The 20,288-nt window shown below is 58.5% G+C and carries 26 protein-coding genes; 17 read left to right on the top strand and 9 right to left on the bottom strand.

Annotation, left to right across the window (positions count from 1 at the left end; genetic code table 11):
* Positions 1-59 precede the first annotated feature (59 nt).
* Entirely contained in the window at positions 60-722 is a 663-nt protein-coding gene (locus ACZ5SR_RS00845; protein ID WP_464449721.1) for a cytochrome b/b6 domain-containing protein, read from the bottom strand.
* A gap of 92 nt (positions 723-814) precedes the next feature.
* Between ACZ5SR_RS00845 and ACZ5SR_RS00840 the strand changes: the two genes are divergently transcribed.
* On the top strand, positions 815-1,267 hold the full coding sequence (locus ACZ5SR_RS00840; RefSeq protein ID WP_464449720.1) for a c-type cytochrome: 453 nt from the start codon (positions 815-817) through the stop codon (positions 1,265-1,267).
* Positions 1,268-1,346: 79 nt separating this feature from the next.
* Here ACZ5SR_RS00840 and ACZ5SR_RS00835 read toward each other — a convergent pair whose 3' ends face one another.
* A complete protein-coding gene (locus tag ACZ5SR_RS00835; protein WP_464449719.1) occupies positions 1,347-1,874 on the bottom strand; it encodes a TlpA disulfide reductase family protein in 528 nt (175 codons plus the stop codon).
* Here ACZ5SR_RS00835 and ACZ5SR_RS00830 point away from each other — a divergent pair.
* Complete coding sequence (locus ACZ5SR_RS00830; RefSeq protein ID WP_464449718.1) at positions 1,863-2,561, top strand: DUF4197 domain-containing protein; 699 nt, start codon at positions 1,863-1,865, stop codon at positions 2,559-2,561. The genes ACZ5SR_RS00835 and ACZ5SR_RS00830 overlap by 12 nt on opposite strands.
* A gap of 41 nt (positions 2,562-2,602) precedes the next feature.
* Here ACZ5SR_RS00830 and ACZ5SR_RS00825 read toward each other — a convergent pair whose 3' ends face one another.
* Together ACZ5SR_RS00825 and ACZ5SR_RS00820 are read right to left on the bottom strand one after the other, a co-directional pair.
* Positions 2,603-3,331 carry an alpha/beta fold hydrolase gene (locus ACZ5SR_RS00825; RefSeq protein WP_464449717.1) on the bottom strand — a complete coding sequence of 243 codons (729 nt, stop codon included), beginning with the start codon at positions 3,329-3,331 and terminating at the stop codon, positions 2,603-2,605.
* Positions 3,331-4,575, bottom strand: coding sequence for a CaiB/BaiF CoA transferase family protein (locus tag ACZ5SR_RS00820; RefSeq protein ID WP_464449716.1), 1,245 nt, complete (start codon positions 4,573-4,575; stop codon positions 3,331-3,333). The genes ACZ5SR_RS00825 and ACZ5SR_RS00820 overlap by 1 nt, the downstream gene beginning before the upstream one ends.
* A 53-nt stretch (positions 4,576-4,628) precedes the next feature.
* Here ACZ5SR_RS00820 and ACZ5SR_RS00815 point away from each other — a divergent pair, with 53 nt between their 5' ends.
* Genes ACZ5SR_RS00815 through ptsP form a run of 5 tightly spaced genes read left to right on the top strand, consistent with a single transcriptional unit; the run spans position 4,629 to position 8,935 of the window.
* Complete coding sequence (locus ACZ5SR_RS00815) at positions 4,629-5,177, top strand: hypothetical protein (RefSeq protein ID WP_464449715.1); 549 nt, start codon at positions 4,629-4,631, stop codon at positions 5,175-5,177.
* A complete protein-coding gene (locus ACZ5SR_RS00810; RefSeq protein ID WP_464449714.1) occupies positions 5,174-6,451 on the top strand; it encodes an MFS transporter in 1,278 nt (425 codons plus the stop codon). Before ACZ5SR_RS00815 ends, ACZ5SR_RS00810 begins: the two co-directional genes overlap by 4 nt.
* A gap of 13 nt (positions 6,452-6,464) precedes the next feature.
* Positions 6,465-6,908: a PTS sugar transporter subunit IIA gene (locus ACZ5SR_RS00805; protein ID WP_464449713.1), complete on the top strand. Its 444-nt coding sequence runs from the start codon at positions 6,465-6,467 to the stop codon at positions 6,906-6,908.
* A complete protein-coding gene (locus ACZ5SR_RS00800; protein ID WP_464449712.1) occupies positions 6,877-7,146 on the top strand; it encodes an HPr family phosphocarrier protein in 270 nt (89 codons plus the stop codon). The genes ACZ5SR_RS00805 and ACZ5SR_RS00800 overlap by 32 nt, the downstream gene beginning before the upstream one ends.
* Positions 7,147-7,186: 40 nt before the next feature.
* Complete coding sequence (ptsP, locus tag ACZ5SR_RS00795) at positions 7,187-8,935, top strand: phosphoenolpyruvate--protein phosphotransferase (RefSeq protein ID WP_464449711.1); 1,749 nt, start codon at positions 7,187-7,189, stop codon at positions 8,933-8,935.
* A 3-nt stretch (positions 8,936-8,938) separates the two neighbouring features.
* Here ptsP and yghU read toward each other — a convergent pair whose 3' ends face one another.
* From yghU to ACZ5SR_RS00770, 5 genes are read right to left on the bottom strand one after another with little or no spacing between them, the layout of a single operon-like run.
* On the bottom strand, positions 8,939-9,811 hold the full coding sequence (gene yghU / locus ACZ5SR_RS00790; protein WP_464449710.1) for a glutathione-dependent disulfide-bond oxidoreductase: 873 nt from the start codon (positions 9,809-9,811) through the stop codon (positions 8,939-8,941).
* Between the two features lie 33 nt (positions 9,812-9,844).
* A complete protein-coding gene (gene lipA / locus ACZ5SR_RS00785; RefSeq protein WP_464449709.1) occupies positions 9,845-10,858 on the bottom strand; it encodes a lipoyl synthase in 1,014 nt (337 codons plus the stop codon).
* Positions 10,859-10,905: 47 nt separating this feature from the next.
* Positions 10,906-11,568, bottom strand: a complete 663-nt coding sequence (gene lipB, locus ACZ5SR_RS00780) for a lipoyl(octanoyl) transferase LipB (protein WP_464449708.1) — start codon at positions 11,566-11,568, stop codon at positions 10,906-10,908.
* Positions 11,569-11,570: 2 nt separating this feature from the next.
* Entirely contained in the window at positions 11,571-11,870 is a 300-nt protein-coding gene (locus ACZ5SR_RS00775; RefSeq protein ID WP_464449707.1) for a DUF493 family protein, read from the bottom strand.
* Between the two features lie 25 nt (positions 11,871-11,895).
* Positions 11,896-12,342, bottom strand: coding sequence for a CopD family protein (locus ACZ5SR_RS00770; RefSeq protein ID WP_464449706.1), 447 nt, complete (start codon positions 12,340-12,342; stop codon positions 11,896-11,898).
* Positions 12,343-12,502: 160 nt separating this feature from the next.
* Between ACZ5SR_RS00770 and ACZ5SR_RS00765 the strand changes: the two genes are divergently transcribed.
* From ACZ5SR_RS00765 to ACZ5SR_RS00720, 10 genes are all read left to right on the top strand, one after another.
* On the top strand, positions 12,503-13,021 hold the full coding sequence (locus tag ACZ5SR_RS00765) for an ATP synthase subunit I (protein WP_464449705.1): 519 nt from the start codon (positions 12,503-12,505) through the stop codon (positions 13,019-13,021).
* 15 nt (positions 13,022-13,036) lie between these two features.
* Positions 13,037-13,915, top strand: a complete 879-nt coding sequence (gene atpB / locus ACZ5SR_RS00760; protein ID WP_464449704.1) for a F0F1 ATP synthase subunit A — start codon at positions 13,037-13,039, stop codon at positions 13,913-13,915.
* Positions 13,916-13,972: 57 nt separating this feature from the next.
* Positions 13,973-14,221: a F0F1 ATP synthase subunit C gene (gene atpE, locus ACZ5SR_RS00755; RefSeq protein ID WP_019429175.1), complete on the top strand. Its 249-nt coding sequence runs from the start codon at positions 13,973-13,975 to the stop codon at positions 14,219-14,221.
* 36 nt (positions 14,222-14,257) lie between these two features.
* Positions 14,258-14,728 (top strand): F0F1 ATP synthase subunit B, encoded by a 471-nt coding sequence (locus ACZ5SR_RS00750; RefSeq protein ID WP_464449703.1) that lies wholly within the window; start codon positions 14,258-14,260, stop codon positions 14,726-14,728.
* 22 nt (positions 14,729-14,750) lie between these two features.
* A complete protein-coding gene (locus ACZ5SR_RS00745) occupies positions 14,751-15,281 on the top strand; it encodes a F0F1 ATP synthase subunit delta (RefSeq protein ID WP_464449702.1) in 531 nt (176 codons plus the stop codon).
* Positions 15,282-15,325: 44 nt separating this feature from the next.
* Positions 15,326-16,879, top strand: coding sequence for a F0F1 ATP synthase subunit alpha (atpA, locus tag ACZ5SR_RS00740; RefSeq protein WP_464449701.1), 1,554 nt, complete (start codon positions 15,326-15,328; stop codon positions 16,877-16,879).
* 27 nt (positions 16,880-16,906) lie between these two features.
* Positions 16,907-17,791 carry a F0F1 ATP synthase subunit gamma gene (gene atpG, locus ACZ5SR_RS00735; protein WP_464449700.1) on the top strand — a complete coding sequence of 295 codons (885 nt, stop codon included), beginning with the start codon at positions 16,907-16,909 and terminating at the stop codon, positions 17,789-17,791.
* Between the two features lie 38 nt (positions 17,792-17,829).
* Complete coding sequence (gene atpD, locus ACZ5SR_RS00730; protein ID WP_291912528.1) at positions 17,830-19,233, top strand: F0F1 ATP synthase subunit beta; 1,404 nt, start codon at positions 17,830-17,832, stop codon at positions 19,231-19,233.
* Between the two features lie 70 nt (positions 19,234-19,303).
* Positions 19,304-19,717, top strand: coding sequence for a F0F1 ATP synthase subunit epsilon (locus tag ACZ5SR_RS00725; RefSeq protein WP_090044366.1), 414 nt, complete (start codon positions 19,304-19,306; stop codon positions 19,715-19,717).
* A gap of 119 nt (positions 19,718-19,836) precedes the next feature.
* Positions 19,837-20,286 (top strand): YybH family protein, encoded by a 450-nt coding sequence (locus ACZ5SR_RS00720; RefSeq protein ID WP_464449699.1) that lies wholly within the window; start codon positions 19,837-19,839, stop codon positions 20,284-20,286.
* Positions 20,287-20,288 lie beyond the last annotated feature (2 nt).

The raw sequence follows: 20,288 nt of genomic DNA, 5'->3' as shown, positions 1-20,288 counted from the left end.
GAATGAGACGATGGGTTCAAGGGCCTATTCCTCCACAGACGATCAGTGTAAAGGAGCGATCAGCCGCCAAGTGAAAGCAAGCCATAAACGGCCAAGGCGGCCAGGCCCAAAACGAACACGGCCAAAAGGCGATGACGAAACTGGTCGTGAGAGGCTGGCACAGGATGGTCGACGGTTTTGTCCCCGTGAAGCATGGCGGGCACCAAGGGCGGGTGCTTTTTGAAGCGGTACCACAGCAGGGCCAAAAGGTGAGTGATGACCAGCAGCAAGATGATCAGTTTGCCCCAGCTCTTGTGCCAAGCTGAAGCCCATGACACCCAGCTGCCAGAAACCAAGGCGGTCAAAGGCCCGGCATTGGCGATCTCGTCGTCACTGATCAAACCGGTAGAGACTTGAAACACTAAAAAAAACAACATGGCCAGAATAGACCAAGAGCCCAGGGGGTTGTGACCCGCTTGTGTCCGGTCGGTGGAGTGCGACTGCAGATAAGCCAGAACATGCCGTGGATGCAAGGGCAAACTGGACCAGCGGGACCAGTGTCCACCCGCAAACCCCCAGGCCAGTCTGAAAAGGACCAAGGTGAGCACGGCATAGCCCAAGCGGAAATGCCAAACCATGGCGTTGCCGCCCACATTGCCAGTGATGACCAAGCCCATCACACACAAGGCCAAGGCCCAGTGAAACAAACGGGTGGGTAAATCCCAAATGCGAACTGTGAACATGGTGACTTTCGTAGATGCGGGAAAGAGAAAATTATGAGAAACTGAAACAAGGATAAATCTTTTTATCCTTTAAACCATGATGGGAGTCAAACATGAAATACACCACGAGCTGCGCAAGCGCATTGTTGATCCTGGCGATGGGTCTGCCAGCCCAGGCGCAATTTGCCAAACCTGAAGATGCGATCAAATACCGCAAGGCCAGCTTCACCGTGATGGCGGCGCACTTTGGCCGAATCGGTGCCATGGCCAACGGACGTGCGCCTTATGATGCCAAAGCAGCAGCCGACAACGCTGACGTGGTCGCCACCCTGTCCAAGTTGCCATGGGCGGCGTTTGGTGAAGGCACAGACAAAGGCGACACACGCGCCAAGCCAGAAATCTGGAAAGAATCTGCCAAGTACAAAGAAGCGGCAGACAAAATGCAAGCCGAAATCGTGAAGCTCAACACCGCGGCCAAAGCAGGCAACATCGACGCCTTGAAAGCGGCATTTGGGCCTGCAGCAGCGTCGTGCAAGGCCTGCCACGACAATTTCCGCAAGGATTGAGAGATAAAAAGGCGTTGAGCCTGAGCCTTTGCACAACCGGGTCAGCGCGACCCGGTTGCCGTTTTAAGGTACGGCTCAATCAGGACGCTGCCAAGAGTTTGTCGATTAGCTGGTGAAGCTCGACAAAATCTGGCGTGCCCACAAAACGCTTGACCACTTCGCCACGCTTGTTCAACAGGAAGGTGGTGGGTGTGAGCTTCACATCGCCCCATGCGCGCGCCACACCCCCGGTGTTGTCAATCGCTACTTTGAAGGGCAACTGACGTGTCTGCGCAAAATTGACCACGTAGCTGGGTGGGTCGTAACTCATGGCCACGGCCACTGTTTCATAGCCCCGATCCTTGAACTTGTTGTAAGTGGCGATCAGTTCGGGCATTTCAGCCACGCAAGAAGTGCAACTGGTGGCCCAGAAATTGACCAAAGATACTTTTCCTTGCAATTGCTGCGTGCTCAAGGTGCTGCCGTCGAGCAAAACAAAGGAAGATTCGGGCGCACGCTCACCTGAACAGCCCCACAGGGACAGCAAAAGGCTCAGCGTGCAAGCCCCATTCAACACACGACGGCCTAGAGGCTGCAGATTCCAGGGAGTATTCAGATGTTTCTTCATCGCAGAAAGTTTAATACGTTTGCCATGTCCGCAGGCGCTTTGGTCATAGTGCCCTCGCATGCGCAGGGATTGGCCAGTCTCACATCTGACGACGCCACGAAGGGCCTCAAACTGGCCTTGGAAAAGGGGGGTGAAGTGGCCGTACAGCTGTTGGGTGCGCAGGACGGATTTTGGGGCAATGAAAAAGTGCGCATCGCTTTGCCAGACGGGATCCAAAAAGCAGGCAAGTTGCTCAAGTCCCTGGGGATGGGGCAGCAGTTGGATGAGCTGAATTTGCAAATGAACCGTGCAGCAGAAGCAGCGGTACCGAAAGCCAAAAAATGGCTAACGCAATCCATCCAAAGTATGACCGTGAAAGACGCCAAAAGTATTTTGCAGGGGGGAGATCATTCGGTGACGCAGTTTTTCGCCCACAAGACACGTGAGCCTTTGACTGTTGAGTTCATGCCAGCAATCAAGCAATCCTTGGAAAAACTTGGGGTCGTGAATCAGTTCAATGCCGTGGCCGTCAAACTCACGGGGATGGGACTGCTGGACAAAGACAAGGCCAAACTGGAGACGCACGTCACGGCCAAAACCCTTGACGGTTTGTATTTCATGATCGGCGAAGAAGAAAAGAAAATACGCCAAAACCCCGCACAAGCCGGCAGCGCGCTTCTGAGCAAAGTTTTTGGCGCACTGCGTTGATCCGGCAAACTGGCGTCAAGCCGCTGAGCTCAATGAGGTTGTCAAACGATGTTCAGCAAGAGCTTGACCAAGCCATCGGGGTCACTGACCATGGGGTCATGCCCGGTGTCCATCTCCAGCACGTGTGAGCCCGGCAGCCAAGCGCCGTCCCAGAATTTGGGGTCCACCATGCGCAGGCGGCTGACATCGATGGTGCCCAAAGGCGGCGTGGTGCAGTTGATGAATGTGCGCGGCACGCTGGCCACCCGTTGCGGATCAAAATCGAGCACTTGGGTGTAAGGTCCGCCCGGGTGCGGGGTTTGACGTCTTTGTACCCAGGCATGGTCGGCATCGCTCAGGCCAAAAACCGATGGGTCGGGCGCGGGAAAGGCGTGCAAGGGATGGGCTTGCGCCGCAGCGATGCGGGCCAGGCGCGTGGCACTGGCCTGGGTGCTGCTCCAACTTTCACCGGGTTTGGGCAGCACCGCGTCCAAATAGACCAGGTGACGCAGGCGCTCGGGTCTGCGGTCGGCCACGGCCGTGCCCAGCATGCCGGCGTACGAGTGCACCACCAGCACCACGTCGTCCAGTTCTTCGGCGTCCATGGCGGCCATCACATCGGTGATGTGGGTTTCAAGATCAATACCCGGTTGCAGCAGGTGCGCGCGCTCACCCACGCCTGTCAAGGTGACGGCATGGGCGCGGTGACCGGCACCCATCAGACCTGGCAGGACCCGCTGCCAACACCATGCGCCATGCCAAGCGCCATGCACGAGTAAAAAATGGGCCATCAGATCACTCCTTTGCCGCGCAGGGGGCCCAGTTGTTCGGCGTTCCAACCCAGTACTTCGGATAAAACTTCGGCGGTGTGCTGCCCCAGCATGGGGGGTGGCAAGTCTTGGCGCACAGGGGTGCGGCTCATTTTGATCGGGCTGGCCACCAGTTTCAGGTCGGCTTTGACCGGGTGTTGCCAATCTTGCACCATGCCACGGGCCTGGATTTGCGGGTCCACAAAAACTTCGCTCAGGGTGTTGATGGCCCCACAAGGCACCTTGGCGGCTTCGAGGGCCGCCAACCAGTCGGCTTTGGTGCGGGTTTTTAAGATGCCTTCGAGCAGAGGCACCAGGGTGTCGCGGTGGCGCACGCGTTGGGTGTTTTGGGCGAAACGCGGGTCCTGCGCCAGTTCGGGGCAACCAGCCACGGTGCAGAACTTGGCAAATTGCCCATCGTTGCCCACGGCCAAGATCAAGTGGTCGCGGGTGCCCGGTGCAGCGCCCGTTGGGGCCATGACCTCAAACACTTGGTAGGGCACGATGTTCTGGTGTGCGTTGCCTGCGCGGCCGGGGGTTTTGCCGCTGACCAGGTAATTCGAGCCCAAATTGGCCAGCATGGCGACCTGGGTGTCGAGCAACGCCATATCCACCTGTTGGCCTTCGCCTGTGCGTTCGGCGTGGCGCAAAGCCGCCAAAATGGCCACGGTGGCGTACATGCCGGTGAACAAATCCGCCACGGCCACGCCCACTTTTTGCGGGCCACCGCCCAAGTCGTCGCGCTCACCTGTCACGCTCATCAGGCCGCCGATGCCTTGCACGGCATAGTCGTAGCCCGCCCGCTCGCGGTAAGGGCCGGTCTGGCCAAAGCCGGTCACGCTGCAATAGACCAGCTTGGGGTTCAGAGCGCTCAGGCTCGCGTAGTCAAGGCCGTACCGGGCCATGTCGCCGACCTTGAAGTTCTCCACAAACACATCGCAGTGCCGAACCAGTTCGCGGATCAGCGCTTGGCCTTCGGGCTGGGCGATGTCACACGTCACCGATCGCTTGTTGCGGTTCGCGCCCAAATAGTAGGCGGCTTCGGCGGTGTCTTGGCCTTGGGCGTCTTTCAAAAAAGGCGGCCCCCAGGTGCGGGTGTCGTCGCCCGTGCCGGGGCGCTCGATCTTGATGACATCGGCCCCCAGGTCGGCCAAGGTCTGGGTACACCAGGGGCCCGCCAGAACGCGGGAGAGGTCGAGAACGCGGATGCCGTCGAGTGAATTCATGGGGCACATTGTCGCCAAAACCCAATGCGGCCGCTGATCAGGATAATCACCCCATGCGAATCCATTCTTCGGCCTTGGTGGCCTGCCTCTTTGGGGCCCTGACTTTGAGCGCTTGCAGCCCTGCCCAGAACTGGCGGGACGTGGCCTTTGAGGGCAGCGCACTCAAAGCCCAATTGCCCTGCAAACCCGACCGCACCACCCGCAGCGTCCCCTTGGGCGGCGTGCCAGTGGAACTGCAGGTTGTGGGCTGCGAAAGCGGCGCGGCCATGGTGGCGGTGATGACGGCAGCCTTGCCCGCCGGGGCCGATGCCAGCGCGGTGATGGCCGCCTGGCAAAAAGCCACCCTGGACAATGCCCGCGTGACCCAGCCCTTGGCGGCTGGGCAGCAGCAGGCTTGGCAGCGCCCAGGCCAGCTGCCCTTGGCGGCTGCTGTGCGGGTGCAAGCCCCGGGCCTGCGCGCCAATGGCGAGTCGGTGAACATGGACGCCGTGTGGGGCGCGGTGGCCGAAGGCGAGCGGGTGCGGCTGGTTCATGCCGTGATTTACGACCGCAAAATTGCAGTGGAATTGGCCAACACCTTGTTTGATGGGATCAAGCCATGAGCGCGACCACCTTGAGCGATCACAATTTGGCGCACCCCGACCACTTGCCGCGCCGCATGGCGGTGGTGGTGTTTCTGGCCTTTGCGCTGGCCTACTTTTTCTCGGCCTTGGTGCGGGCCATCACCGCCACCTTGTCGCCTACCTTGACCACCGAATTCAGTCTGAGCGCGCAAGACCTCGGCCTGCTGGCGGGCGGCTACTTTTTGGGCTTTTCGCTCACCCAACTGCCTTTGGGGCGCTGGCTGGACCAGCACGGCCCGAAAAAAGTCATCCTCGCTTTTTTGAGTTTTGCCGTGCTGGGCTGCTTGGCGTTCTCGTGGGCCGAGAGCTTCCATGGTCTGCTGGCCGCACGGGTGCTGTGTGGCATGGGCGTGAGCGCCTGCCTCATGGCCCCGCTCACAGGCTACCGGCGCTGGTTTGATGCCAGTACGCAATTGCGCACCAACTCTTGGATGCTGATGACGGGCTCTTTGGGCATGCTGGCGGCCACCTTGCCGGTGCAGTGGCTCATGCCCATCTGGGGCTGGCGCGCCTTGTTTGTGATGTTGGGCGTGATGATCGCCATCGCCATGCTCTTGATTACCTTGGTGGTGCCGGTGTGGCAAAAGACAACGCCCACAGCCGCGACAGCGCAAAAGCCGCTCGACGACGATGGCAGTTACCGCGAAATTTGGCGCAGCGCTTATTTCTGGCGCATGACACCGATCGGCTTTTTCACTTACGGCGGTATGGTGGCCATTCAGACCCTGTGGGCGGGGCCTTGGATGACCCAAGTGGCGGGCTGGACAGCGGGCGAAGCGGCCCAAGGTTTGTTCCTCATCAATTTGGCCATGTTGGTGAGTTTTTGGTTGTGGGGTTTGATCACGCCAGGCTTGGCCCGCCGGGGCATTCCGGTCGAGCGCCTGATGGCCTGGGGTGTTCCCTTGAGCTTTTTGGTGGTCGGCGCTTTGGTCTGGATGGGGCCGGCAGTGGGTTCTGGTGCTGCCATCGTCATGGCTTTGTTCTGCGTGACCAGCACCTTTGTGGCCTTGGCACAACCCGCGGTGGGCATGGCTTTTCCCTCGCATTTGGCCGGGCGCGCCCTGTCGGCCTACAACTTGGTGATTTTTGCGGGCATTTTTGTGGTTCAGTGGGGCATTGGATTGCTGGTCGACGCCGGTCTGGGCTTGGGGCTGACCAAACCCGCTGCTTACCAGGCTGCACTGGCCTGCTTTGGTGTTTGTTCCGTGCTCTCTTGGCTTTATTTTGTCCTGAAAAAGCCGGTTCAGCCCTGATAATGCAAACCTCATGATCGGTATTCTCATCATTGCTCACGCCCCTTTGGCCAGCGCTTTGCGCGACTGTGCTTTGCACGTGTTTCCCGATTGCGCTGCAGGCGTTCTGGCGATCGATGTGCTGCCAGACGACGCGCCAGAAGCCAGCCTGACGAAGGCGCGCGAAGCCATTGGTGCCTTGAACACGCCCGAAGTTTTGCTGCTCAGCGATGTCTTTGGTGCGACCCCTTGCAACGTGGCCCAGCAACTCAACGACGGCGTGCATACGCGCCTGGTGGCGGGTGCCAATTTGCCCATGTTGTTGCGCAGTGTTTGCTACCGCCACGAAAGTCTGGAGGCCTTGGCCAACCGCGCCCATGCCGGCGGGACGCAAGGGGTGATGCCCGTGGGCAGCACGGCCCCCCAAAACCAAACAGGAAAGAGACATGCCTCAAGCCACCACGACCATCAGCAATAAACTGGGGCTGCACGCCCGTGCCTCGGCCAAGCTGACCAAGCTGGCGGGCAGTTTTCCCTGTGAGGTCTGGCTGAGCAAGGGCGAGCGCCGCATCAATGCCAAAAGCATCATGGGGGTGATGATGCTGGCCGCCGGTATCGGCAGCGAAGTGTTACTCGAAACCGCAGGCGAGCGTGAGCAAGAGGCGCTCGATGCGCTGCTGGCGCTGATGGCTGACAAATTTGGCGAAGGCGAGTGACAGTGGTGCTCGCAAAAAAACGCCCCATGGAGTTCCTGCGATGACCTTCAGCATTCATGGTCTGGCGGTGGCTCGGGGCATTGCCATTGGCCGAGCTGTGCTGGTGGCTTCCAGCCGTGTCGATGTGGCGCACTACTTCATCAAGCCAGAGCAAGTGTTTGCCGAGATCGACCGCATGCGTTCAGCCCGCGATGCCGTCATCGACGAGTTGCAACGATTGCAACGCGACATGCCCAAAGATGCGCCACACGAGTTGGCTGCGCTGCTCGATGTGCACCTGATGCTGCTGATGGACGAAGAGCTCAACACCAGTGTGGTGCATTGGATCAAGGAACGGTTGTACAACGCCGAATGGGCGTTGAGCAGCCAGCTTGAGATCATTGCCCGGCAGTTTGACGAGATGGACGATCCGTACCTGCGCGAAAGAAAAGCCGATGTGGAGCAGGTCGCCGAACGGGTGTTGCACTGCCTCAAGGGCACGGGCTCGCTGGTGACCCAAGTCACCCGCCCCACTCGGCCCCAACAAGAGTTGCAGTTGGGCGATACCGACGTGCCCTTGGTCTTGATTGCCCATGATTTGTCGCCTGCCGACATGCTGCAGTTCAAGCAAAGCGTGTTCACCGGGTTTGTGACCGATGTGGGCGGCAAAACCTCCCACACGGCCATTGTGGCGCGCAGTCTGGACATTCCTGCTGTGGTGGGTGCCCGCATCGCCAGTCAGCTGATCAAGCAAGACGACTGGGTCATCATCGACGGGGATGCCGGCGTGGTCATCGTTGATCCGTCACCCATCATCTTGGCCGACTATGGTTTCAAGCAACGCCAGGGCGATCTCGAGCGCGAACGGCTGGCCCGATTGCGCCACACCCCTGCTGTCACGCTCGATGGTCAAAAAATCGAATTGCTGGCCAACATCGAGATGCCTGAAGACACCGGTGCCGCGATCACCGCGGGAGCCGTGGGCGTAGGCTTGTTCCGCAGCGAATTCCTTTTCATGGGCCGCAAGGGCGATTTGCCTGGTGAGGAAGAACAATACCAAGCCTACCGCCGCGCGGTGGACGGCATGAATGGTCTGCCGGTCACCATTCGCTCGGTTGACGTGGGGGCGGACAAGCCCATTGACGAGGCTCGCCGTGATGCCGCTCACCTGAACCCCGCTTTGGGCTTGCGGGCCATTCGTTGGAGTCTGGCCGATCCTGCCATGTTCTTGACGCAGCTGCGGGCCATCTTGCGTGCCGCAGCTCACGGCAAAGTCAATTTGCTCATTCCCATGCTGGCGCATGGCAGCGAGATTCGTCAAACCATGGGCTTGATTGACCAAGCCCGTCACGAGTTGGATCGGCGAGGCGAAGCCTATGGCCCTGTGCAGCTGGGTGCCATGATCGAAATTCCGGCCGCTGCTTTGTCCTTGCGGCTGTTTCTCAAGTACTTTGACTTTCTATCCATCGGTACCAATGACCTGATTCAGTACACCTTGGCCATTGACCGCGCCGATGAGTCAGTGGCGCACCTGTACGACCCGTTGCACCCCGCCGTGCTCAAGCTGGTGGCCGACACGATTGCCGAATGCCGAGCCCAAGGCAAAGGTGTCTCGGTGTGTGGTGAGATGGCCGGTGATGTGACCATGACCCGCTTGTTGCTGGGCTTGGGGCTGCGCAGCTTTTCCATGCACCCTTCGCAAATCCTGTCGGTCAAGCACCAGGTGCTGAGGTCAGACACCACGAAACTGGCGCTTTGGGCTGAGCAAGTCTTGGCTTCGGACGATCCCGCCAGTTGCATGAGCCCTTGAGGGTCATGCTTTGGCGATTTTGTCCTGCGTGCGCGTGTCGAAATCGCTGGCGTCGTGTCGTTCGTGCAATTGCGATTCGGGTGCACCCATCACGCGGTTGACCATGCGCCCGCGCTGAACGGCAGGGCGTTGGGCCAGCTCCTCGGCCCAGCGTTGCACGTGGGTGTATTCGTGCACCTGCAAAAACTCACCCGCTTCGTACATCAGGCCTTTGGCCAGTGCACCGTACCACGGCCAAATGGCGATGTCGGCGATGGTGTAGTTGTCGCCCGCGATGAAGCGGCTCTTGGCCAAACGCTGGTCGAGCACGTCCATCTCGCGTTTGACTTCCATGGCGAAGCGGTCAATTGCGTATTCGATCTTGACGGGTGCATAGGCATAAAAATGCCCAAAGCCACCGCCCAAATAAGGCGCACTGCCCATTTGCCAGAAAAGCCATGACAGGCATTCGGCGCGTTGGGCCGGGTCGGTGGGTACAAGGGCGCCAAACTTTTCGGCCAAGTACAGCAAGATGGCGCCCGACTCGAACACCCGCACTGGTTCGGTGCCACTGCAGTCGAGCAGCGCTGGGATTTTGGAGTTGGGGTTGACGCTCACAAAACCGCTGCTGAACTGCTGGCCCTCTTGGATGCGAATCAGCCAGGCATCGTATTCGGCCCCGGTATGGCCCAGGGCCAGCAGCTCTTCGAGCATCACGGTCACCTTCACACCGTTGGGTGTGCCCAGCGAATACAGCTGAAGCGGATGTTTGCCGCGTGGCAGTTCCTGCTCGTGCGTAGCACCTGCGACAGGCCGGTTGATGTTGGCGAAGCGCCCGCCGTTGGCCTTGTTCCAGGTCCAGATTTTGGGCGGTGTGTATGGGCTGGAATCGGTCATGGTGAGTTCAAAGCAGGAGGTGATGGAAATGCGTTAAGCGCGGTTGTCGGCCAGATTCTGGTGGGCTGAATGGGCTTGTTGATCCGCGTGGTAGCTCGAGCGCACCATCGCGCCCACAGCCGCGTGCGAAAAACCCATTTCGTAGGCCTTGGCCTCGAACATCTTGAAGGTGTCGGGGTGCACGTAACGGCGCACGGGCAGGTGGCTGTTGCTGGGGGCCAGGTACTGGCCAATGGTCAGCATTTCAATGTTGTGCGCGCGCATGTCGCGCATGACATCGAGAATTTCTTCGTCCGTCTCGCCCAGGCCAACCATCAGGCCGCTTTTGGTCGGCACATGCGGGAACAAGGCCTTGAATTTTTTCAGCAAGTTCAGCGAGAACTGGTAGTCCGAGCCGGGCCGTGCTTCTTTGTACAGACGCGGCACGGTTTCCATGTTGTGGTTCATGACATCCGGTGGGGCTGCTTTCAGGATCTCGAGTGCGCGGTCATCGCGGCCCCGGAAGTCGGGCACCAGCACTTCGATCTGGGTGGTGGGCGAGAGTTCGCGGGTTTTGCGAATGCACTCCACAAAGTGGCCTGCGCCGCCGTCACGCAGGTCGTCACGGTCGACGCTGGTGATGACGACGTATTGCAGTTTGAGCTGCGCAATGGTCTTGGCCAGGTTGTCGGGCTCGTTCACATCCAGTGGGTCGGGGCGGCCATGGCCCACGTCGCAAAACGGGCAACGGCGCGTGCACTTGTCGCCCATGATCATGAAGGTGGCCGTGCCTTTGCCAAAGCATTCACCGATGTTGGGGCAGCTGGCTTCTTCGCACACGGTGACCAGTTTGTTGGCGCGCAGCACGTCCTTGATTTCGTAAAAGCGGGTGGTGGGCGAGCCCGCCTTCACGCGAATCCACTCCGGTTTTTTCAGCACCTCGGCCTGTTCGACTTTGACCGGGATGCGCGAGAGTTTGGCCCCTGCTTTTTGCTTGGCCATGGGGTCGTAGTTTTCAACGCTTTGTGCTTCGCGCACCACTGGGCGTTCGACGGGGGTGTTGCTCATTCGTGTCTTTCAGTGGCTGCCACCACGTGGCATGCGCAGGCAGGGGTTCATAAACGGGCCGCCAGTTGCTGGGCCAGCACCTGGGCCGCTTCGTCCCAAGTGGTTTCTACACCGATTGTAGAAAGGTCCACGGTTTTCAGTCCGGCATAACCACACGGGTTGATGCGGTCAAAGGGCTCCAGGTCCATCGCCACGTTCAGCGCAGCACCGTGGTAAGTGCAATGGCGGCTGACCTTGATGCCCAAAGCGCTGATCTTGCCGAGGCCTTTGAAAGGGTCATGGGCCGGGGCAGGTCCCACCAGAGCGGCATGGCTGAACGGATCGTCCAGCCGAACGTAAATGCCAGGCGCACCGGCCACGCGGTGGCCCGTCACGCCAAAGTGGGCGAGGGTGCGGATGACCGATTCTTCGAGTTTGAAGACGTATTCTTTGACGTAGTAGCCGGCGCGCTGCAGGTTGACCAAGGGGTAAGCCATGACCTGACCGGGGCCATGGAAGGTGACTTGTCCGCCCCGGTTGGTCTGCACCACCGGAATGTCGCCAGGCATCAACAGGTGTGAGGCCTGCCCTGCCAGTCCTTGGGTGAACACGGGCGGGTGTTCGCACACCCACAGCTCATTCGGCGTCTCAGGTGTGCGTGCGGCTGTGAAGGCCTGCATGGCTTCATAGGTCGGCAAGTAGTCGACTTGCCCAAGAAGCCGGATGTCCATGCTCAAAGCACGATTTTGACCATGGGGTGCGAGGTCAGGGCGCGGTAGAGGTCGTCGAGTTGTTCGCGGCTGGTGGCCGTGATGCTGAGCGTCACGCCCAGGTAGTTGCCGCCTTTGCTGGGGCGCAGTTCGATGGTGCGGGCGTCAAAGCCAGGGTCAAACTGCAGGGCCACTTGGCACATGGCTTCGGCAAAGCCGTCGACCATGGCACCCATGACCTTGATCGGAAAGACCGAGGGGTACTCGATCAGGGTGTCCTTGCGCGGGTCGATGCCAGCAGGAGGTGTGATGGAAGCGCTCATGAAATAGTCCCTCGAGGCCACTAGCTTAACGCCAGACGACGACAGCCCAAACCGCTAGCCAGCCCAAAGCAAAATTCGTCAGCACCAAGGGGTGAATTTGTCCCAAGGCTTTGCCCGCAGCAGGCCAGTCCGAAGTGGCTACTGCAGCTTTCAAGCGGCGAAACGGCGCGAACCAAATGTGGGCAAAAATCAGGCACATCAGCAATCCCAGTCCCGACATGGCGTGCCACCCTTTAGGGGCCAGCTTCATGTCGGCCATCGACAGCATCCAGAAACCGGTGGCCAGAATCAAGGCAATCGAGACCCAAACCATGGCAAAAAATCGGGTCAGGACGTCCGACATCAGTGCGAGGCGCTCGGGTGGGGCCATTTGGGCGATGACCACCGGGCGCAGCGCCAAAATGACCAAAGCCATCCCCCCTAGCCAGACGATGGCGGCGGCCAAGTGCAAAAATTTAAACCATTCGTACATACATGAAAGTCCCTTCTCTGGCGATTGTCGCTGCTGGTATTGGCCGTGCTGGCCAAGGGCAATTGGATCTGGATCAAAAAAAGTGGGAACGCACGGGTTTCTACGTATAATCAGAGGCTTTGCAGTGTTCGCCGTTGACGTAACCCCGGTGTAATTTGAGATGACCAAAATCGCCTCATCCCTGAAAACGGGTATGCCCAGTGATACGACAGATGCTGCAGATGAAGGTATCGAGTCCGATTTCAAGCCCCTGAGCGCTGAAGAAGCGCAGGCTTGGCGGCAAAGCAATCCCCAAGCGTCGCCTTGGCGTGTGTTGCTTTTGCAGGTGGGGGTGGGCGCCTTGATGGCGCTGCTCACGGGGCTCGTCACCGGACAGCTTCATTTGGCCGCTTCTGTGGCCTGGGGGGCGGTGGCAGTGGTCATACCCGCTGTTGTGTTTGTCAGGGCTTTGAGCCGGCAAATGCGGCGAACCCAAGCGGGCTCTGCCTTGGTGGGTTTGTTTGTTTGGGAGTTGGTCAAGATTGTCTTGACGGTGGCGTTGCTTTTGGTGGCGCCCAAAGTGATTTCAGACCTGAGCTGGTTTGCCTTGGTGGCTGGCTTTGTGGTGACGATGAAGGTGTACTGGCTGGCCATGGCGCTGGGTTGGATGCAACGCAAGTCGAAACCGACTATTTTTTGAACTGATTGGTGATTTATGGCTGCTGAAAACGCTGGCGCGCACGCCCCAACGGCTGGAGAGTACATCCAGCATCACTTGCAACACCTGCAAATGAATTTCTCATTTGAAGGCGTCAAGCAAACGAGCATCGTTGACTTCAGTTTGTTCAACTTGGATTCGGTCTTTTTCTCCCTGGTTTTGGGTGTGATTGGCTGTATCGTGTTGTGGGCGGCTGCTCGCAAGGCGACTTCGGGTGTTCCTGGTCGGTTTCAGGCAGCGGTTGAAATCCTGTCCGAGATGGTGGAAAACCAAGCCAAGGGCGTGATTCACAACGCCAAGAGCCGCAAACTCATCTCTCCTTTGGCCTTGACCGTCTTCGTCTGGATCTTCCTGATGAACGCGATGGACATGTTGCCTGTCGATCTGATTCCTGCCGCCTGGCATGCCGCGGGGCCTGCTTTGGGCTTCAAGGACTACATGCGCGTGGTGCCTACGGCCGACTTGTCCACCACCTTGGGCCTGTCGTGCTCTGTGCTGTTCATTTGCTTGGTCTACAACATCAAGATCAAAGGTTTGGGTGGTTGGGCGCATGAACTGATTGCGGCGCCTTTTGGTGACCATTGGGCTCTGTATCCGATTAACTTCTTGATGCAGATGATTGAATATTTGGCCAAGACGGTTTCGCATGGCATGCGACTGTTTGGCAACATGTTTGCGGGTGAGTTGGTGTTCATGTTGATTGCCCTCATGGGTGGCGGCTGGGCATTGTCGGCAACGGGTGTTGGTTTGGCCATTGGTCATGTCATCGCCGGTACCGTGTGGACACTGTTCCACATCCTGGTCATCACCTTGCAAGCCTTCATCTTTATGATGTTGACGCTGATCTACACAGGTCAAGCGCACGACGCACATTGATGACACTTTTTCTCTCGTTTCCTGTTTCTTTTTTCCACTAACTTTTAGGAGCTTCTCATGGAAAACATTCTCGGCCTGGTGGCATTGGCATGTGGTTTGATCGTTGGTCTGGGCGCTATCGGTGCTTCCATCGGTATCGCTTTGATGGGCGGCAAATTCCTCGAGTCTTCGGCTCGTCAACCTGAGTTGATGAACGAACTCCAAACCAAGATGTTCATCTTGGCTGGTCTGATCGACGCTGCGTTCCTGATTGGTGTGGCCATCGCTTTGCTGTTCGCCTTCGCCAACCCCTTCGTTCTGAAGTAATCCACGTACCTCTTCCAACAGAAGAAGGACTGAACCGTGAACATTAACGCTACTCTGTTCATTCAGATGATCGTTTTTGCGATTCTTGTGTGGTTCACGATGAAATTCGTGTGGCCCCCGATCACAAAAGCGCTCGACGAACGGGCACAGAAAATCGCTGACGGCCTCGCTGCCGCCGACAAAGCCAAAGCCGAACTCTCCAACGCCAATGCGCGTGTCGAGTCCGAGTTGGCCAAGTCGCGCAACGAGACGGCTTCGCGCCTGGCTGACGCCGAGCGCCGTGCAAATGGCATCGTTGACGAAGCCAAAGCACGTGCCACCGAAGAAGGCAACAAGATCATCGCCGCTGCAAAGGCCGAAGCCGAGCAGCAAGCAGTCAAGGCCCGCGAAGCTCTGCGTGAGCAAGTCGCTGCCCTGGCTGTCAAAGGTGCCGAGCAGATTCTCCGCAAGGAAGTCAATGCTGGTGTCCACGCTGATCTGCTGAGCCGCCTCAAGACCGAGCTGTAAGAAGCTCCAGCCAGAGAAGACCATGGCAGAACTTGCTACCATCGCCCGCCCTTATGCCGAAGCGCTGTTCAAGGCGCAGGCATCCGATCTTGCTGGCACGGCCGCTTGGCTGGACGAACTCGCTGCAATTGCCGACAACGCGCAATTGCAGCAGTTCATCGACAGCCCCAAAGTGTCCGATGAGCAGGCATTCGAGCTGATCTCTGGCGTGGTGCGCACAGCACTGCCCGAGGCTGGCAAGAACTTCCTGCGCCTGGTGATCGAAAACCGTCGTCTCAGTGCGCTGCCTGTGGTTGCACAGCAGTACCGGGCCCTCATGAACGCGCAAGGTGGCACCGCTGATGCGGTGGTCTACAGCGCATTCCCCATCGACGCCTCGGCCTTGGCCGACTTGTCGTCCACGCTCGAAAAACGCTTTGCGCGCAAGCTCAATGTGAGCGTCGAGCTCGATGCTGCCTTGATCGGTGGCATCCGTGTGGTGGTGGGCGACGAGGTGCTCGATACCTCTGTCAAGGCCCGACTGGAACAAATGAAATCGGCCCTCACCGCTTGATGCGGATTGAGACCGGACAAATTTAAAGAAAGAAGGAAAGAGTCATGCAACTCAATCCCGCAGAAATTTCTGAACTGATCAAGAGCCGCATTGAAGGGCTGTCCGCCAGCGCCGATATCCGTAACCAGGGCACCGTGGTGTCCGTGACAGACGGTATCGTTCGCGTGCACGGCTTGTCCGATGTGATGCAGGGCGAAATGCTCGAATTCCCGGCCACCGCTGAAGGTGCAGCCACTTACGGTCTGGCCCTGAACCTCGAGCGTGACTCGGTCGGCGCCGTGATCTTGGGCGAGTACGAGCACATCTCCGAAGGCGACACGGTCAAGTGCACCGGCCGCATTCTGGAAGTGCCCGTGGGCCCTGAACTGATTGGCCGCGTGGTGAACGCGCTGGGTCAGCCGATCGACGGCAAAGGCCCGATCAACGCCAAAATGACCGACGTGATCGAAAAAGTCGCCCCTGGCGTGATCGCACGTAAATCGGTTGACCAGCCGATGCAAACCGGCCTGAAGTCGATCGACTCCATGGTGCCCGTGGGCCGTGGTCAGCGCGAATTGATCATTGGCGACCGCCAGACCGGCAAGACTGCCGTCGCGATCGACGCCATCATCAACCAAAAAGGTCAGAACATGACCTGCGTTTACGTCGCGATTGGCCAAAAAGCCTCGTCGATCAAAAACGTGGTGCGCGCTTTGGAACAAGCTGGCGCGATGGAATACACCATCGTGGTGGCCGCTTCCGCCTCTGAATCTGCTGCGATGCAGTACGTGTCTGCCTACTCAGGCTGCACGATGGGCGAATACTTCCGCGACCGCGGCGAAGACGCTTTGATCGTTTATGACGATCTGTCCAAGCAAGCTGTGGCTTACCGTCAAGTGTCTTTGCTGTTGCGCCGCCCACCAGGCCGTGAAGCCTACCCTGGCGACGTGTTCTATTTGCACAGCCGTTTGCTCGAGCGTGCAGCCCGTGTGAACGCCGACTACGTCGAAGCCTTCACCAAAGGTGCTGTGACTGGCAAGACAGGTTCTTTGACGGCTCTGCCTATCATCGAAACCCAAGCCGGTGACGTGTCTGCTTTCGTGCCCACCAACGTGATTTCGATCACTGACGGCCAGATCTTCTTGGAAACCAGCTTGTTCAACGCCGGTATCCGCCCTGCGATCAACGCCGGTATCTCGGTGTCCCGCGTCGGTAGCTCGGCTCAAACCAAGATCATCAAAGGTCAGTCCGGCGGTATCCGTACCGACTTGGCCCAGTACCGTGAATTGGCTGCGTTCGCGCAGTTCGCTTCCGACTTGGACGAGTCCACACGCAAGCAGTTGGACCGCGGTGCCCGCGTGACCGAATTGCTCAAGCAAGCCCAGTACAGCCCCCTGTCGATCAGCTTGATGGGCGCCAGCTTGTTTGCGGTGAACAAAGGCTTCATGGACGACATCGACGTTAAGAAAGTTTTGGCTTTCGAGCACGGTTTGCACGCTTACCTGAAGGATTCGTGCGCCGCACTGCTGGCCAAGATCGAAAGCTCCAAAGCACTGGACAAAGAGGCAGAAGCCGAATTGAACACCGCTGTGGCCGCTTTCAAGAAAAGCTTTGCTTAATTTCCACCTGATCAAAAGGAGCCTCTGATGGCATCGGGCAAGGAACTACGCACCAAGATCAAATCGGTGGAAAACACCAAGAAGATCACCAAGGCCATGGAGATGATTTCCGTCTCCAAAATGCGCAAAGCGCAGGAGCGTATGCGCACGGCCCGGCCTTACAGCGAGAAGATTCGCACCATTGCGAGTCATCTCGGCCAGGCCAACCCAGAGTACGTGCACCCCTTCATGCAGCGCAACGACGGCAAGTCGGTGGGCTTCATTGTGGTCACCACGGACAAGGGTCTGTGTGGCGGCTTGAACACCAACTTGTTGCGTGCGGTGACAGCTCAACTGCGTGAAACACAAGCCGAGGGCAAAACGCCCATGGCGGTGGCCATTGGTGGCAAAGGCCTCGGTTTTCTGAACCGAGTCAATGCCAAGGTGGTAGCCCATGTGACGCAATTGGGTGACAAGCCGCACCTCGAGAAGCTGATTGGCCCTGTCAAGGTGCTGCTCGATGCGTACGCTGCAGGCGAAGTGAGCGCGGTGTACCTGTGCTACAACAAGTTTGTCAGCACCATGGCACAAGAGCCCACGATCGACATGCTGCTGCCTCTGTCAGCTGCCGAGATGCAAGCCGAAACCAAAGAAGCTGGCCATACGCACGCTTGGGATTACATCTATGAACCCGATGCCCAGTCGGTGATTGACGATCTCTTGGTCCGTTACGCAGAAGCCTTGGCCTATCAGGCTGTGGCCGAAAACATGGCCTCTGAGCATGCTGCCCGTATGGTGGCCATGAAGGCAGCGACCGACAACGCCGGCAATGTGATCGGCGAGCTCAAGCTCGTCTACAACAAGACCCGTCAAGCCGCCATCACCAAAGAACTGTCGGAAATCGTCTCTGGCGCAGCCGCGATCAGCGGTTGATTCCCAGTTCTGCAAATTCAAATTATTTGGAGCGAAAAATGCAAGCCCAAGGAAAAATTGTTCAGTGTATTGGCGCTGTGGTCGACGTGGAATTTCCACGCAACCAGATGCCCAAAGTTTATGACGCACTCAAAATGGAAGGCTCCGCGCTGACCCTGGAAGTGCAGCAGCAACTCGGCGACGGCATCGTGCGCACCATTGCGCTCGGTTCTTCCGACGGCTTGCGTCGTGGCTTGATGGTGTCCAACACCGGCAAGGCGATCACCGTGCCCGTGGGCAAGGCCACACTGGGCCGAATCATGGACGTGTTGGGTGCCCCCATCGACGAGCGTGGCCCAGTGAGCCAAGAGCTCACCGCTTCCATTCACCGTAAAGCCCCCGCTTACGACGAACTGAGCCCCTCACAAGAACTGCTGGAAACCGGCATCAAAGTGATTGACTTGGTGTGCCCCTTCGCCAAAGGCGGTAAGGTGGGTCTGTTCGGTGGTGCCGGTGTGGGCAAGACCGTGAACATGATGGAACTCATCAACAACATCGCCAAGGCGCACAGCGGTTTGTCCGTGTTCGCTGGTGTGGGTGAGCGTACCCGTGAAGGCAACGACTTCTACCATGAGATGGCCGATTCCGGCGTTGTGAACCTCGAGAACCTGCCCGAGTCCAAAGTGGCCATGGTGTACGGTCAGATGAACGAGCCACCAGGTAACCGTTTGCGCGTCGCTTTGACCGGTCTGACCATCGCCGAATCCTTCCGTGACGAAGGCAAAGACGTGTTGTTCTTCGTGGACAACATCTACCGCTACACCTTGGCCGGTACCGAAGTGTCCGCCTTGTTGGGTCGTATGCCTTCTGCTGTGGGTTACCAGCCTACTCTGGCCGAAGAAATGGGCCGTTTGCAAGAACGTATCACCTCGACCAAAGTCGGCTCGATCACATCGATTCAGGCCGTTTACGTGCCAGCCGATGACTTGACCGACCCATCGCCTGCGACCACCTTCGCTCACTTGGACTCCACCGTCGTGTTGTCTCGTGACATCGCTTCGCTCGGTATTTACCCAGCGGTCGATCCACTGGACTCCACCAGCCGTCAGCTGGACCCCTTGGTTGTGGGTCAAGACCACTACGAAACAGCCCGCGCTGTTCAGGGCACTTTGCAGCGTTACCGCGAACTGCGCGACATCATCGCCATCATGGGTATGGACGACTTGGCGCCTGAAGACAAGTTGGCCGTGGCCCGTGCCCGCAAGATCCAGCGTTTCCTGTCGCAGCCTTTCCACGTGGCTGAAGTGTTCACCGGTTCCCCCGGCAAGTACGTCACCTTGGCCGAAACCATCCGTGGTTTCAAGATGATTGTGGCTGGCGAGTGCGATCACCTGCCAGAGCAAGCCTTCTACATGGTCGGCACCATCGACGAAGCTTTCGAAAAGGCCAAAAAGGCAGCCTAAAGCAGAGCCTCGGGGCGGCTGATCCAGTCTCCCCGAACTCCGCTTGAACGCACCTTTTTAAGGAGTAAACATGAACACCATCCACGTTGATGTGGTCAGTGCCGAAGAGTCCATCTGGTCGGGTGAAGCCCGCTTTGTGGCCTTGCCCGGTGAGTCTGGCGAACTGGGCATTTACCCACGCCACACGCCGCTGATCACCCGCATCAAGGCCGGGTCGGTTCGCATTGAGAAGGCTGACGGCGGCGAAGAATTCGTTTTCGTGGCCGGTGGCATTCTGGAAGTGCAGCCCGACTGCGTGACCGTGATGTCCGACACCGCGATTCGCGGCAAAGACCTCGACGAAGAAAAAGCCAACGCCGCCAAGCAATTGGCGGAAGAAGCCCTGCGCAACGCCAAAAGCGAAATCGATTTGGCTGTGGCACAGTCCGAGTTGGCAGTGCTGGCCGCCCAGTTGTCGGCCCTGCGCAAGTACCGCAAAAAATAAGAGCCACGCCAAAGCGTGGCGTCTGCTCAAAAGTGGACGTATTCAAAACCCGGCACAGCCATGTGACCGGGTTTTTTTGTGCTCCGCCGAACTGTGCACGCGTGTAGACTTCACACATCATGAAACGAGCTAAATTGCACGCCGCCATCGTGGGTGGAACCCCCGACGACATTGAACAGAGCTTTTATGAAGCGCTGCAAAACGCCGACATTGAGCAGCTCATGGATTGTTGGGCGGAAGAAGATGACATCGTGTGCGTTCACCCGGGTGGACCGCGCTTGATTGGGCCCGGTGCCATCCGTGCCAATTTTGAGGGCATGTTTGCCAATGGCAGTGTCCAAGCCCATCCAGAGAGAGTCCGCAAAATCAACTCGCTGGCCAGTGCGGTCCACCATTTGGTGGAAAGGGTTGAATTGATCACGCCGCAGGGTGCGAAACAGGCGTTTGTGCTGGTGACAAATGTGTACCACAAGACACCACAAGGCTGGCGCATGGTGGTGCACCATGCCAGTCCGGGCACACCGACCGACATGGCCGATGTGGGCGACAAGCCCGTGGTGTTTCACTGAAC

The sequence above is a fragment of the Limnohabitans sp. TEGF002 genome (assembly GCF_055395845.1).
The sequence above is the reverse complement of the archived record's forward strand: the minus strand, read 5'-3'. Positions and strand labels throughout refer to the sequence as shown.